The organism is Nocardia sp. NPDC051900 (genome assembly GCF_044452545.1).
In the GTDB taxonomy this organism is placed as follows: domain Bacteria; phylum Actinomycetota; class Actinomycetes; order Mycobacteriales; family Mycobacteriaceae; genus Nocardia; species Nocardia sichangensis.
Genome location: NZ_JBITBU010000010.1, coordinates 331,384 through 345,611, shown reverse-complemented (window position 1 = coordinate 345,611; position 14,228 = coordinate 331,384). Strand labels below are relative to the sequence as shown.

14 protein-coding genes and 1 tRNA gene are annotated in these 14,228 nt (G+C 68.4%); 9 read left to right on the top strand and 6 right to left on the bottom strand.

The window, feature by feature from the left end; all coding sequences use genetic code 11:
- A partial coding sequence (locus tag ACIA5H_RS19920) for a nitric oxide synthase oxygenase (RefSeq protein ID WP_397077032.1) occupies positions 1 to 138 on the top strand: 138 nt, incomplete at its 5' end.
- 251 nt (positions 139 to 389) lie between these two features.
- Here ACIA5H_RS19920 and ACIA5H_RS19915 read toward each other — a convergent pair.
- The 3 genes from ACIA5H_RS19915 to ACIA5H_RS19905 all read right to left on the bottom strand — a co-directional run bounded on the left by ACIA5H_RS19915 (position 390) and on the right by ACIA5H_RS19905 (position 2,219).
- Positions 390 to 474: transfer RNA gene (locus tag ACIA5H_RS19915), tRNA-Ser, on the bottom strand.
- Positions 475 to 498: 24 nt separating this feature from the next.
- The gene (locus ACIA5H_RS19910; RefSeq protein WP_379249923.1) at positions 499 to 999 is read right to left on the bottom strand and encodes a MarR family winged helix-turn-helix transcriptional regulator; all 501 of its coding nucleotides are present in this window, start codon (positions 997 to 999) and stop codon (positions 499 to 501) included.
- Positions 1,000 to 1,040: 41 nt separating this feature from the next.
- A complete protein-coding gene (locus tag ACIA5H_RS19905; protein WP_379249921.1) occupies positions 1,041 to 2,219 on the bottom strand; it encodes an alpha-hydroxy-acid oxidizing protein in 1,179 nt (392 codons plus the stop codon).
- Between the two features lie 117 nt (positions 2,220 to 2,336).
- On the opposite strand from ACIA5H_RS19905, the gene ACIA5H_RS19900 reads away from it, so the two are divergent.
- Positions 2,337 to 3,341 carry an NAD(P)H-quinone oxidoreductase gene (locus ACIA5H_RS19900; RefSeq protein ID WP_397077031.1) on the top strand — a complete coding sequence of 335 codons (1,005 nt, stop codon included), beginning with the start codon at positions 2,337 to 2,339 and terminating at the stop codon, positions 3,339 to 3,341.
- A 7-nt stretch (positions 3,342 to 3,348) separates the two neighbouring features.
- Here the strand turns inward: ACIA5H_RS19900 and ACIA5H_RS19895 are convergent, their stop codons facing one another.
- Positions 3,349 to 4,551 (bottom strand): cysteine desulfurase-like protein, encoded by a 1,203-nt coding sequence (locus ACIA5H_RS19895; RefSeq protein WP_355073057.1) that lies wholly within the window; start codon positions 4,549 to 4,551, stop codon positions 3,349 to 3,351.
- A 252-nt stretch (positions 4,552 to 4,803) separates the two neighbouring features.
- Here ACIA5H_RS19895 and ACIA5H_RS19890 point away from each other — a divergent pair, with 252 nt between their 5' ends.
- The 7 genes from ACIA5H_RS19890 (at position 4,804) to ACIA5H_RS19860 (ending at position 11,535) form a co-directional block, all read left to right on the top strand.
- Complete coding sequence (locus ACIA5H_RS19890) at positions 4,804 to 5,406, top strand: bacterial proteasome activator family protein (RefSeq protein ID WP_379249919.1); 603 nt, start codon at positions 4,804 to 4,806, stop codon at positions 5,404 to 5,406.
- Between the two features lie 225 nt (positions 5,407 to 5,631).
- Positions 5,632 to 6,513, top strand: a complete 882-nt coding sequence (locus tag ACIA5H_RS19885; RefSeq protein ID WP_379249917.1) for an ABC transporter permease — start codon at positions 5,632 to 5,634, stop codon at positions 6,511 to 6,513.
- Between the two features lie 10 nt (positions 6,514 to 6,523).
- A complete protein-coding gene (locus ACIA5H_RS19880; protein ID WP_379249915.1) occupies positions 6,524 to 7,360 on the top strand; it encodes an ABC transporter ATP-binding protein in 837 nt (278 codons plus the stop codon).
- 70 nt (positions 7,361 to 7,430) lie between these two features.
- Positions 7,431 to 8,447 carry a glycosyltransferase gene (locus tag ACIA5H_RS19875; RefSeq protein ID WP_397077017.1) on the top strand — a complete coding sequence of 339 codons (1,017 nt, stop codon included), beginning with the start codon at positions 7,431 to 7,433 and terminating at the stop codon, positions 8,445 to 8,447.
- 273 nt (positions 8,448 to 8,720) lie between these two features.
- Positions 8,721 to 9,767, top strand: coding sequence for a ribosome small subunit-dependent GTPase A (gene rsgA / locus ACIA5H_RS19870; RefSeq protein WP_397077016.1), 1,047 nt, complete (start codon positions 8,721 to 8,723; stop codon positions 9,765 to 9,767).
- Positions 9,768 to 9,823: 56 nt separating this feature from the next.
- A complete protein-coding gene (locus tag ACIA5H_RS19865) occupies positions 9,824 to 10,540 on the top strand; it encodes a hypothetical protein (RefSeq protein ID WP_355073066.1) in 717 nt (238 codons plus the stop codon).
- 143 nt (positions 10,541 to 10,683) lie between these two features.
- Positions 10,684 to 11,535 (top strand): NAD(P)-dependent oxidoreductase, encoded by an 852-nt coding sequence (locus ACIA5H_RS19860; protein WP_355073068.1) that lies wholly within the window; start codon positions 10,684 to 10,686, stop codon positions 11,533 to 11,535.
- Between the two features lie 68 nt (positions 11,536 to 11,603).
- Here the strand turns inward: ACIA5H_RS19860 and ACIA5H_RS19855 are convergent, their stop codons facing one another.
- Positions 11,604 to 13,520, bottom strand: a complete 1,917-nt coding sequence (locus tag ACIA5H_RS19855; RefSeq protein WP_379249908.1) for a glycosyltransferase — start codon at positions 13,518 to 13,520, stop codon at positions 11,604 to 11,606.
- 134 nt (positions 13,521 to 13,654) lie between these two features.
- Positions 13,655 to 14,191 (bottom strand): GtrA family protein, encoded by a 537-nt coding sequence (locus tag ACIA5H_RS19850; RefSeq protein ID WP_397077015.1) that lies wholly within the window; start codon positions 14,189 to 14,191, stop codon positions 13,655 to 13,657.
- Between the last annotated feature and the right edge of the window lie 37 nt (positions 14,192 to 14,228).

Genomic DNA, 14,228 nt, shown 5'->3' with positions numbered 1-14,228 from the left:
CCCACCGACTGGTCCTGGATCAACCCGCCGATCTCCTCCGGCCTGACCCCGACCTTCCACCGCTACTACGACCCACCCGACATGGACATCCGGCCGAATTTCGTCCGCAGAGACTTCCGCGCCGACACGGGACTATAACCAGCGGCGGTTCCAACGGGACAGTGCCGAGCCATCAACTGAAGGTCCAACCGTCAACGGCAACCTCCGGCCATCAGCGGGTGCCCGGACCAGCAACGCGACCCAGCCAGCAGCGGAAGACCCGGCTCAACCCACAGCGGGTCCGGGGGCGAAGCCCGCCGGACGGGGTGTGGGGGTTGCACCCCCCACAAAAAATTGCGAAACGAGCCCGGCACATGCTCTCCATGAGCATGGGCCAGCGACGAGTGGAGCGGAGACGGAGGGATTTGAACCCCCGGTCGCTCTCGCGACGCTCGCTTTCAAGGCGAGTGCATTCGGCCGCTCTGCCACGTCTCCAGGGACCTGATCGTAGCGGACGGCTCAGCCGGAGTGCTTGCCGATTTCCTCGTCGACGCGGCCGAAGACGTCGGCGATCACCTCGAGCTGGGCCGGAGCCAGCAGGTCGATGAAATGGCGGCGGACGGCTTCGACGTGGCCGGGCGCGGCGGCTTGCAGGCGGCGCAGGCCCTCGTCGGTGAGTTCGGCGAGCACGCCGCGGCCGTCCTCCAGGCAGGTGTTGCGGCGGACCATCTTCTGTGCCTCCAGCCGCCGGATCTGGTGGGTCAGCTTGCTGCGCGAGGACAGCACGCCGTCGGCCAGCTCGCTCATCCGCAACGAGCGGTCGGGCGCCTCGGAGAGCAGGACCAGGATCCGGTATTCGGCGACGGTCAGGTCGCTGTCACGTTGCAGCTGACGATTCAGTGCTGTCATCAGGCGCTGGTGGCCGTCCATGTACGCGCGCCAGGCGCGCTGCTGGGCCGGGGTGAGCCAGCGGGGCTCGGCCACGACGCGACCGCTCGGTTCGGGATGCACGGTGGTCATTCTATGCGCGACGAACTGCCGAAATGGGCAACTCTCGCAGGTCAGCGCACCGTGGACAGCAGTGCGCGGTTCACCGCGGCCGGGCTGGCGCATCCGGCGAGGCCGAGGGTGGAGTCGAAATCGGCGAGCAACGTGCGCAGCGCGTGCCGTACCCCCGCGGCGCCCGCGAGCCCGAGGCCGTAGGCCCACGGCCGCCCGTACAGCACCGCCTTCGCACCCAGGGCCAGCGCCACGAGCACGTCGGAACCGGTGCGCAGGCCGGAGTCGAACAGGACGTCGGCGCGGTCGCCGATGGTGGCCACCACCGCGGGCAGCGCGTCCAGCGCCGCGATCGAGCCGTCCACTTGGCGGCCGCCGTGATTGCTCACCACCACCGCATCGGCGCCGGCATCCACTGCCTGACGTGCGTCGTCCGGGTGCAGGATGCCTTTCACCGCGATCGGGAGATCCGTCCATTCGCGCAGCAGCGCGAGGTCCGCGAGCCGCAGCGTGTGGTTGCCGAACAGGCCGACCCAGGTGAGGATGGCCGTCCGCATCGCCTCCTCGCTCTCCTCCGGCGCGGCGGGCAGCTTGGCCCGGAACACCGGGTCGGACAAATAGTTGGCGATGCCCTTTGCGTGCAGGAACGGCAGGTGCGCCTGTTCCAGGTCGCGCGGCCGCCAGCCGAGGGTCGGAGTGTCCACGGTGACCACGATCGCCGAAGCTCCGGCCTGCTCGGCGCGCCGGACGAAAGAGCAGGCCAGTTCGTCATCCGCGGGCCAATACAGCTGATACCACCACGCACCGGCCGCCGCGCCGACGTCCTCGATGGTCGAGGAAGCGGCCGTGGACAGCACCGTGCCGAGGCCGAGTTCCTTGGTCACCTCCGCCACGATCACCTCGCCGCCCTCGTGCAGGAGTTCCAGGACGCCGACCGGCGCGGTGAGCACGGGCGCGGCCAGTTTCGTGCCGAGCACCTCGACGGACAGATCCCGGGCGCCGGGGCCGGTGGAGCCGCGCAGCATCCGCGGCAGGATGCGGTAGCGGTCGAAGGCGGATCGATTGGCGGCGGCGGTGCGCTCCGCGGACGCGCTGCCCGCCACGTAGGCGAAGGCGGCCGGATCCAGCCGCTCCCGCGCCAGCGACTCCAGACCCGCTGCGGTCATGGGCAATTCGGGTCTCACGCCGCCCAGACCGCCGAGGTAGATCTCGTTCTGGAAATCGATGAAGCCGCCACTCATCACCGGAACGGTAGTCCGTGACGCCGGTCACCGCAGGCCGCTTGCCGGATCGGTCCGGAAAGGTCGGCTCCGGGGGCCAGCGCGCGGCCGTCCGTCCGCGCGGAGCACTATGGCATGGTGCGCGCTATAGATCTGAACGGTTTCGGCGGTCCCGATGTCATGGTCTTGGCCGAAGCGCCGGAGCCGAAGCCGGGACACGGAGAAGTGCTGATCGAGGTGGCCGCCGCGGGTGTCAACCGGGCCGATCTGTTGCAGCGTCAGGGCTTCTACCCGCCCCCGCCGGGAGCCAGCCCGCTACTCGGCCTGGAATGCTCCGGCGTGATCGCCGGAATCGGCGACGGAGTGCGCGACTGGGCGGTCGGCGATCGGGTGTGCGCGCTGCTGTCCGGCGGCGGCTACGCCGAGCGGGTCGTGGTGGCCGCCACCCAGTTGCTTCCGGTTCCGGACGGCCTGGACCTGGGCGCGGCGGCCGGGCTGCCCGAGGTGGCGGCGACCGTGTGGTCGAACCTGGTGATGACCGCGGGTCTGCGGGCCAACCAGCTGGTGCTGATCCACGGCGGCGGCAGCGGGATCGGTACGCACGCCATCCAGGTCGCCAAGGCCCTCGGCGCGCGCGTCGCGGTGACCGCCGGATCGGCCGAGAAGCTGGCGCGCTGCGCGGAACTCGGGGCGGACGTGCTTATCAACTACAAAGAGGACGACTTCGTCGCGGCCGTGCGTGCCGAGCGGTCGGGCGCAGGCGGCTCCGGCGCGGACGTCATCCTCGACAACATGGGCGCGGCCTACCTGGGACGCAACGTCGACGCGCTGGCCGAGCACGGCCGCCTCGTGGTGATCGGCATGCAGGGCGGAGTGACCGCCGAACTGAACCTGGGCGCCCTGTTGCGCAAGTGGGGCACCGTCCACGCCACCAACGTGCGCGCGAGGCCCGCGACCGGAGCGGGCGGCAAGGCCGAGATCGTGGCGGAGGTGCGCGGGCAGCTGTGGCCGTTGATCGCCGACGGCACGGTGGCGCCCGTCATCGCGGCCGAACTGCCGATCGAGGAGGCCGCCGAAGCGCACCGGCTGCTGGACTCCGGCGAGGTGGTCGGCAAGGTCGTGCTGCGGGTGGCGGAACTCTGAGCGGCGCTCACTCCAGCGCCAGCAGCGCCCTGCCGAGCTGATCGATCTCGAACTTGGTGGTGTAGGGCGCGAGCCCGATGGTCACGGCGCCGCCCTCGTCGTTGACGCCGAGCGCGTCCAGCAGCCTGCTGCCGCCGTGCACACCGCTCACCGTGCCGATCCGGTTGTCGGCGAGCTTCGCCGCGACCTTCTCCGCCTGCATGCCCGCGAGCGTGAAGCTGACCGTGGGAATGCGGGTGGACGCGCGGCCGATCACGGTGAGGCTCGGGATCGAGTCGAGCATGCTCATCAGGTGCTCGAACAACTGGTCGTGGTAGTCCTGCAACGAGGTGATCGACATCTCCAGCCGCTCGCGCCGGGTGCCGTGGGCCCGCTCGTCCAGCCCGGCCAGGAAATCGATCGAAGTGGTCAGGCCCGCGAGCAGCGCGTATTGGTGCCCGCCGACCTCGAGCCGCTCGGCGCCCTTCGCGTAGGGGTTGAGCGACATGGACGGGATCCGATCCAGGAACGCGGGGTCACGGAAGACCAGCGCGCCGATCTGCGGACCGCCCCACGCCGGTGCGCTCAACGCGACGACGTCGGCGTTCAGTTCCTCGATGTCGATGAGCGCGTAGGGCGCGGCGCCGAACGCGTCGGCCACCAGCAGGCCGCCCACCTCGTGCACCCGGTCCGCGGCAACCCGCACGGCGGGCGCCGAGCCGACGATGGGCGAGGCGGCGGTGAGGGCGACCAGCCGCGCCGTGGGTCCGATCAACTCCTCGAACTGCCAGGACGGCATCTCGCAGGTCTCGATCTCCACCTCGGCCCAGCGCACGTGCGCGCCGTAGCGGTTGGCGATGCGCAGCCACGGCGCGACATTGGCCTCGTCGTCCAGCCTGGACAACACGATGCCGGTGCCGAGTCCGAGGCGGGAACTCAGCGATTCGGCCAGCCAGGCCAGCAGGACCGCACGGTCGGGACCGAGCACGACACCCGCCGGGTCACCGCCGACCAGGTCCGCGACGGCCTCGCGGGCCGCGTCCAGAATCGCCGCGCTGCGCACGGCCGCGGCGGTTCGGCCGATATGCGAGAAGGAAGAAGTTCGGAAACCCGTTGAAACAGCCCGGGATACCGCGTCCGGGATCAGCATGCCCGCTTGCGGGTCGAGATGGATCCAGCCGTCGCCCAGGGACGGTATCAGGCCCCGAACCCGCGCGACGTCGTAAGTCATGCTGGCCACTCTAAGGGCAGCGGGCGAGCCTGTGTAACCGCGTTCCCCTCCACATCGTGGCGAGAGCACAGCGACCTGGGACTCAGCATGGCGACCGACTTTCGACAAATCCGAATCACACGACCCGAACAGAATAGAACGCCGGCTCCCAGGGCGGTGCGTACCAGCGACACGCGCCGCGCCCTGCCCAGTGTGCCCGTCCGCGGAACACCGGCTTAGCGCGTTCGGAGCGAACACGACATGATAGGGACCATGACGCACTCGGACGAGGCACCGGACCACATCGTCGTTGTCGGACCCGACGGCAGGCCGTTGGCCATCCCGGCGGCGGCCGGACCGGGGGCTCCCTTCACCGCGCAGGTCGTGACCGACGATAACAAGGACAAGTCGGACGATCGGGACGACTCCGGCGAATCGCTCGCCGACATGGTCGAGCAGCCCGCGAAGGTCATGCGCATCGGCACCATGATCAAGCAGCTGCTCGAGGAGGTGCGCGCCGCCCCGCTGGACGAGGCCAGCCGCAATCGCCTGAAGGAGATCCACACGTCCTCGGTGCGGGAGCTGGAGCAGGGCCTCGCCCCGGAACTGCGGGAGGAGCTCGAGCGGCTCACCCTGCCGTTCACCGACGACGCCGTCCCGACCGACGCCGAGCTGCGGATCGCGCAGGCCCAGCTGGTCGGCTGGCTGGAGGGCCTGTTCCACGGCATCCAGACCGCGCTGTTCGCCCAGCAGATGGCCGCGCGCGCCCAGCTCGAACAGATGCGCCAAGGCGCGCTGCCGCCCGGCCTCAACGCCGTCGACCCGCGCGGCGGCCAAGCCGGTCACGTCACCGGCGGTTCCGGCCAGTACCTGTGAGACCGGCGACGCGCGTGTGCCACGCGGCGGCGGGAAGCGGCCGGGGTAGTCTCGTGCACCGTGCCCGCCGCTGCCGCTCGCTCCGACTCGGTCTCCGATCCGAGTGCGGTGCGTCCTGAAGAGAGCTCAGTTGGTTCCGATGACCAAGCACGTTCAGATGACAGCTCGCCGACCCCCTCGGCCGAGCACACGGAGCGTTCCGGCGACGACTCACCGGAGGACCCTGTGAGCGCGGCAACACCGGAGACGGAGACCCTGCACGCCGGAGCCACCGTGGCGAAGATCGTGCCGGACTCCCAGACGTTCCGGCGCGCGTTCCAGGACTTCGCGGTCGGCTTCGCGCAGCGAGAGCTGTGGCTGTCGCTCGGCTGGCAGGACATCAAGCAGCGTTACCGGCGCTCGGTGCTCGGTCCGTTCTGGATCACCATTGCCACCGGCTTGCAGGCCGTGGCGATGGGTGTGCTGTACGCGGCGCTGCTCGGCCAGCCGCTGCGGGAGTATCTGCCCTACGTGACGGTCGGCTTGATCATCTGGAACGTGATCAGCGCGAGCATCCTGGAGGGCTCGGAGGTCTTCATCGCCAATGAGGGCCTGATCAAGCAGCTTCCTTCGGCCTTGAGCGTGCACGTCTACCGGCTGGTGTGGCGGCAACTGCTCTTCTTCGCCCACAACATGGTCATCTACGTGGTGATGCTCGCCGCGTTCGGCGTGTGGCGCCATCTCGGGGTGGCCAGCCTCATGGCGATTCCGGCGATCGCGCTGATCTTCCTGAATTCGATGTGGGTGTCGATCGTGTTCGGCATCTTCAGCACGCGCTACCGCGACATCGCGCCGATTCTCGGCAGCACCACGCTGATGCTGTTCGTGCTGACCCCGGTCATGTGGACGACCAAGACGCTGCAATCGCAGATGAACAACGGCGACCGCGCGAAGCTGGCCGAACTCGTGCCGACGTTCCACTATCTCGAAATCGTCCGGGCGCCCCTGCTCGGCGAACCGCAAGAACTGCGGCACTGGCTGGTCGTCGGCGTGATCACCCTGCTGGGCTGGATCGTGGCGATCCTCGCGATGAAGCAGTTCCGTTCGCGCGTGCCGTACTGGGTATAGGAGCGCCCCGATGAGTCGTGTGAGTATCGAGACCCAGGAAGCCTGGGTCGAATTCCCGATCTTCGACGCCAAATCGCGGTCGTTGAAAAAGGCGTTCCTCGGCAAGGCCGGCGGCGCGATCGGACGCAACAAATCCGACGTCGTCGTGGTCGAGGCCCTGCGGGAGATCAACCTGTCGCTGAAAGAAGGCGACCGGGTGGGCTTGGTCGGGCACAACGGCGCGGGCAAATCGACGCTGCTGCGCCTGCTCTCGGGCATCTACGAACCGTCGCGGGGCAGTGCGCGCATCCGCGGGCGGGTGGCTCCGGTGTTCGACCTCGGCGTCGGCATGGACCCGGAGATCTCCGGCTACGAGAACATCATCATCCGCGGACTGTTCCTCGGGCAGACCCGCAAGCAGATGCTGTCGAAGATCGATGAGATCGCCGATTTCACCGAGCTCGGCGAATACCTGTCCATGCCCCTGCGCACCTATTCCACCGGTATGCGGGTGCGCCTCGCGATGGGCGTGGTCACCTCGATCGATCCCGAGATCCTGCTGCTCGACGAGGGCATCGGCGCCGTCGACGCGGAATTCATGAAGAAGGCCCGCAAGCGGTTGCAGTCGTTGGTGGCGCGTTCGGGCATCCTGGTCTTCGCCAGCCATTCGAACGAATTCCTCGCGCAGTTGTGCGACACGGCGTTGTGGATCGACCACGGCCAGATCCGCTTGCGTGGCGGCATCGAAGAAGTGGTGCGAGCCTATGAGGGGCCGGAGGCGGGGAATCACGTCGCGACCGTGCTGCGCGAGATGGAAGCGGAGCGGGGCGAGAAATCAGATCGAGAATTGGAGCGGAATCAGGCATGAGCGGTCAGGCCCGGAGGCGGCAGCGAAGCGTGACCACGGAGGGCCCCGCACATGCCAGGAAGGCCACAGCATGAGTGAGCCGACCGGGCAGGACACCCCGATCGACGAAGGGGCGCAGGCCCGGATCGGCTCCGCACCGGAGGATGCCGTCGAGCTCGCCGATCCCGCCGCGGAATCCGCGGCGCCGGATCCGGATTCGCAGCCGCGCGTCGTTGCCGTCGTCGTCACGCACAAGCGCCGCGAACTGCTCGCCGAGTCACTGAAGGTCGTCACCTCGCAGTCCCGGCCGGTGGACCACCTGATCGTGGTGGACAACGGCAACGAGACCGAAGTCGCCGATCTGGTGCGCGACCAGCCGGTGGAATCCACCTACCTGGGCTCGGCGCACAACCTCGGCGGCGCGGGCGGGTTCGCGCTCGGCATGCTGCACGCGTTGAGCATCGGCGCGGACTGGGTGTGGCTCGCTGACGACGACGGCAGGCCAGAAGGCCCCGATGTGCTGTCCACCCTGCTGGACTGCGCGAACCGGCACGGTCTGGTCGAGGTTTCGCCCGTGGTCTGCGATATCGACGAACCCGACCGCCTCGCCTTCCCGCTGCGCCGCGGCGTGGTTTGGCGCAGGCTGCGCTCGGAACTCGGCGACGACGACTTCCTGCCCGGCATCGCCTCGCTGTTCAACGGCGCGCTGATCTCCGCGCGGGCGGTCGACGTGATCGGCGTGCCGGACCTGCGCCTGTTCGTGCGCGGTGACGAGGTGGAGGTGCATCGCAGGCTGGTGCGCTCCGGGCTGCCCTTCGGCACCTGCCTGCAGACGGCATATCTGCATCCCAACGGTGCGGCGGAGTTCAAGCCGATTCTCGGCGGCCGGATGCACACGCAATATCCCGACGATCCGGTGAAGCGCTACTTCACCTACCGCAACCGCGGCTACTTGATGTCGCAGCCGGGTATGCGGAAACTACTGCCCCAGGAGTGGGTTCGCTTCTCCTGGTTCTTCCTCGTCACCCGCCGCGACCCGGCCGGCCTGCGCGAGTGGTTCCACCTACGCTCACTCGGCCGCCACGAGCAGTTCGGCAAGCCCGACTGAGCTCGGAAGGTCGCCGCGCGGCGCCTCGGATCAGTCCGATGCGTGGCGCTTCCCGACCCGAATCGGTAATTCGGTTGTGCGGAGCCGGAGTCGAGTGCAAGAGTGGGCAGAACTGCGAGAGAGGCAAGGAGGTGTGGACCGTGACGAGGAACGTTCGGGTTGTCGTGTTCAGGCGAGCTGACGTCGGTCATGCCGCCACACGAAACTCCACCTCATTCTCCGCTCGCTGAACCCTTCGTCGGGTTCGGCGCCCGACGAAGGACTCCTTCCATCATGGTCGACCGCGACCTTCTCGTCCCTTACGGCTGGACCGAAGCCGTTGCCGCGCAGTACGCCTCGATGATCGAGGAAGACTGTGTGCCCGCGCGAGTGATCCGCATGGACCGCAGCGAATGCGATGTGGCCACGCCCGACGGGCTCGCCCGCGCTCGCTGCCCGCGCCCGGATTCCGAGGTCAGCGGGCTGTGCACCGGCGACTGGGTGACCGTCGACGCCACCTCGGCGGTGCGCCGGTTGCTGCCGCGCCGATCGGCGATCATGCGATCGTCGGTCTCCGGCCGGTCCCAGGGCCAGGTGCTCGCCGCCAACGTCGACACCGTGCTGATCTGTGCCGCCGCCGACGGCGACGTGGATCTCGGCCGCATCGAACGCATGCTCGCGCTGGTGTGGGAGAGCAATGCCCAGCCGATCGTGCTGCTCACCAAGGCCGACGCGGCCGACGACCTCCCGCTCGCCCAGGTACGCGCCGTCGCGCCGGGCGCTGCCGTGCTCGAGGTGAGCGCGAACACCGGCCTCGGGCTCGACGTGCTCACGGCGCTGCTCGACGGCACCGTCGCGCTGCTCGGACCCTCCGGTGCTGGGAAGTCGACTCTCGCCAACGCGCTGCTCGGCGCGGAGGTCTTCGCCACCAACGCGGTTCGCGACACCGACAAGAAAGGCAGGCACACCACGGTGCACCGGGAGCTGCGCCCGCTGCCCGGCGGCGGCACCCTGATCGATACGCCGGGGCTGCGCGGCGTCGGGCTTTGGGACGCCACCGAGGGCATCGAGAAGACCTTCAGCGACATCGAAACCCTTGCCGCCCAGTGTCGTTTCGGCGATTGCGCGCACCACGGCGAACCCGGGTGCGCGGTGCGGGAGGCGATCGACAACGGCGAACTCACCCAGCGCAGGCTCGACAGCTACGACAAGCTGGCCCGGGAGAACGAGTGGATGCGGGCGCGCACCGACAAACGGCTGCAAGCCGAACGCGAGCGAGCCTGGCGGGACATCAGCAAGCAGCACCGCAAGATGTTCCGGGAGCGGAACTCGCGACGCTGATCGAGCGGGGGCACGGTAGGGTGCCCTTCGCATCGTTCGCTATCTGGGAGGGATAGATGAGTCAGCCCGGCGGGTACCCGCCACCCGGTCAGCAGCCCGGCCAATGGCCTGGACAGCCGACATTCGGTCAGCAGCCGCCAGTCGGCCAGTACCCGCCTCAGCAGGCGCCCGCGCAGTACGCGCCGCCCGCGGGGCAGCATCCGAGCCAACCGCATCTCGCCCAACCTCAGGTGGGCCAGTCGCCATACGGGCAGCCCGCGCCCCAATTCGCCCAGCCCGCACCGCAGTACGGGCAGCCGCAGCCCTACGGCCAGCCGCAACAGTTCGGTCAGCCGCAACCGTACGGTCAACCGCAGCAGTTCGGCCCGCAGGGCTACGGCAGGCCCGCCGATCCGCCGGGCATCACCATCGATGCCTCGTATTCGCTCTGGACGTTCATGCTCGGGCTGACCAAGCCGAAGATCCTGGTCAACGGACAGCGGGTGCCCAACACCCGTTGGGGCGCGAACCACATCCCGGTCGGCCCGGGCCAGTACCACGTCCGGGTCACCACCCCGTGGTTGTTCGACATGGGTTCGGCGAACGTGACCGTGCCGATCGCCGAGGGACAGGCCGCGCGGTTCTACTACAAGCCGCCGGTTGTGATCTTCCTCAACGGCGCGATCGGACCGGTTCCGCAGAAAGCGCCGGGCCTGCTGTTCCTGTACATCGTCTGGGCCCTGGTCGGCCTGATGTTCTTGCTGAACATCGTGCTCATCGCCGCCACGGCCTGAACCGGAAGAGGGCACCGGCACGCCGGTGCCCTCTCTTCGCACCACCTATGCAACTGGTTGCATAACGAGCGGGTTTACGCTTAGTCTGCAAGCGCGTACAGCCGCGGGCTGATGCCTGCGGCGGAAACGAAGGAGCAGGTCAGATGACGGAACCGGGATCCAAGCCGCTAGCGGGCCGGACGATGATCATGTCCGGCGGCAGTCGCGGCATCGGGCTGGAGATCGCCAAGCGGGCCGCGGCCGACGGCGCCAACATCACCCTGATCGCGAAGACCGATCAGCCGCATCCCAAGCTGCCGGGCACCATCCACACCGCCGCCGCGGAACTCGAGGCGGAGGGCGGGCAGGTACTGCCGTTCGTCGGCGACGTTCGCGTCGACGAGTCGGTGGCCGAGGCGGTGCGCCAGACGGTCGAGCGGTTCGGCGGCATCGACATCGTGGTGAACAACGCCTCCGCGATCGACTTGTCCCCCACGGACGCACTGCCGATGAAGAAATACGACTTGATGCAGGACATCAACTGCCGAGGCAGCTTCCTGCTGTCCAAGCTGAGCATCCCGCATCTGCGCGAATCGGCGAAGGCCGGGCGCAACCCGCACATCCTGACGCTGTCCCCGCCGCTGAACCTGGACCCCAAGTGGGCGGGCATGGCGCTGGGCTACACGATCGCCAAGTACGGCATGTCGCTGACCACGTTGGGGCTGGCCGAGGAGCTCAAAGGCGACGGCATCGGCGTCAATTCACTGTGGCCGCGCACCACGATCGCCACCGCGGCGGTGAAGAACCTGCTCGGCGGCGAGGAGATGGTCTCCACCTCGCGCACCCCCGACATCTACGCCGACGCCGCCTACCTGGTGCTCACCTCGCCCGGCAAGGAAACCAGCGGCAACTTCTTCATCGACGACGATGTCCTGGCCGCCCACGGCATCACCGACCTGGACAAGTACCGCGTCACCCCCGGCGACGGGGAACTCACCACCGATCTATTTCTCTGACGCGCACGCAAGATACGGGCGCCCCGAAACCGGTCAGTGACCTGAACGCGGTTTCGGGGGCACTCGGGTCAGGCGCGTGGAGCGCCGGACCTTTCGATCCCGTACAACCGCTCCCAATTCTCGCGGCTGGTCAATTCCGGCATGGCCGCGCGGTACTGCGCCTGGACCGCGGGCAGCTCACGGCGCAGGCGACGCAGCACACGCACCATCCGACGCAGCAGCCGCAGCGCGCGGGCCTTGTCGCGCCGACGCACCCGGACACCGGATTGCGAGGCGTCGGTGACCACCACGTGGTCGAACAGCGAGACATGCCACCAGTAGGCGTCTTCCCTGGTGACGCCGATGATGCCGTGCTGGGTGCGGCCCAGCCACTGATTGATCGCGCGCTTGATCAGCACCAGCTTCGCGCGGCTGGGTTCCCCACCGGCACGGCGCAACTGGATGTCCGCGGAACGGACCGGCGGCGTCGAGGCCGGATGCTTGATCGTCTCGGCGTAGTCGGCCCGGCTGGTCCGCGCGGCGGCCAGCGCCTCGATACCGCCGTCCCGCAACACCTTCGGGCCCTTCAAGAAATCCTCGATGCCCTGCAGGGTGGTGTGCACCAAGCCGTACTGCATCGCGACCAGCTGCTCGGCCATCTCCCGGAACAGCCGGCCCGAGATGTCCTTACCGTCCAACTCGGTGTGCAGCGAGCCGACGATCAGCGAGTTGCGGGTGCTGAAGTAGCGCGCCCAGTCGTCGTAGTCCTTCCAGTAGAAGTCCGCGTGCCAGACCGCGGCGTTGGGGAGCGTGACGGTGACGAAACCGTGCTCGCGCGCCCGGATGCCGTACTCCACGTCGTCCCACTGGAAGAAGATCGGGATCGGCAGGCCGATCTTCGCGACCACCTCGGCCGGGATGAGGCAGGTCCACCAGGCGTTGTAGCCCGCGTCCACACGGCGCTCCTGGTTTTTCTTCAACATGCTGGTGTTGCGCAGCGCCTTGGGCACCTTCTGGCCGTGCCGCAGCCGGTTCAGATGCACTTCCTCGGCGCCGACGTTGAGGTAGTCGGGGTTGAGCAGGAACAGCATCTGCGCGCCGACCAGGGTCGGTTCGACCGTCAGGTTGGCGAACGCGTTCAGGCGCAGCACCGTCTCCGGTTCGCACAGGATGTCGTCGTCCATCAGGATGACGTCGGCGTGCTCGTTGACCGCGGACACCTCATACAGCCCCCGGGTGAAGCCGCCCGCGCCGCCCAGGTTCGGCTGACGCAGGTAGCGCAGCTTCTCGCCGAGGACCGGTGCGACCTCCTGGTAACGCGGCCGGTTCTCGACCAGATCGGTGCCCTGGTCGACGACGTACACCGCGTCGATCGCGGCGAGCACGGTCGGGTCGGAGGACAGCGCCGCGACCGTCTCGGCGCAGTCCTCGGCACGGTTGAAGGTGCAGATCGCGATGGCGACCGGACGGACGCGTTCCGGCGCGACGGCGGTCCAGCTCAACTCCGCGATGCCGAGCGCGCCGCCGATGGCGTCGAACTCCAGCCACAGCGCGCCGCCGTCGACGTACTGGTCCAGCGGGGCGGTCAGGGTGACCGAACCGCTCGCGTCGACCCGCTGGGTGTCGATGATCCTGCGGTGACCGGCGATGTCGGAGGCCACCAGACGGATGTTCGCCTTGGCGGCGACGTCGAGCACCATGGTGACCCGCACATCGGTGACCGTGGTCCAGCGCTGCCAGTAGCTCGCGGCGAACCGGCCGAAATAGGTGTTGGTGTGCGCGGTCGCGCCCTTGTCCAAACGCAGGGTCTGGCGTTCTCGGTGCGCGCCACCTTTCACGACGGCGTACAGCTCGTCGCTCACCTTCGCCGACGGACCGGCGAAGATACCGCGCTGGAGCACGAGCCGGTCCGGCGCCCGATGGTCGGCGCGCAGCGCGGCAGGCGCCTCAGCGGCCGTCGAGCGATCGTTTGTTTCGGTAACGGCCTCGATAGCCGACTGATCCATGAAATCCTCGAAATTCTCATTGTGCCGGACGGGACAGACACGCCCCTCGATGCCTTCACGGCGGGGGTGAGGATATCAACCGCCCTGTGCGGCTGCCCGCCGTACGGCCACGCCGACGTGTGCTCGAAGCATTGCTAAACGTTCGCCGATTCGTTGTCGGTGGCGCTGCCGGTACCCGCTCGCGCTCCGGTGAAGACGAACTTGTCATAGACCCAGTACCGGAACACCACGGCCACGATCTGCCCGATCAACGTACCGGAGATGTTGTCCGACAGCGGGCTGGACAGGTCGAGCACGTAGCGGGAGAAGCCGAGACAGCCCAGTTGCAGGCCGATCGCGACGACGTTGAACACCGCGTACAACAGGTATTCGCGACCGGGATTGTCGGTCCGCTTGTGCGCGAAGGTCCACCACTTGTTGCCGAAATAGGTCACCACCGTGGCCACCGCGATCGCGATGATCTTTGCCGGTAGTGGGTAGTGATAGAGCACGCCCTCGCCACCCCAGAAGACCAGGAGGTTGTACGTGCCCGCGTCCACCAGGAACCCGATCGCGCCGACCACCAGGAAAGCCCCGCCTCTGCGCAGCGCGGTGAGCACCTTGCGAACGATCGCTTCGGTCTCCTGCGTCACTGGCTCGTCCGCGGGTGCGGTGGACTCACTGGATGGCACGGCCCGACGGTACCGCAGGAGCGCCGAAGCGCCCGCG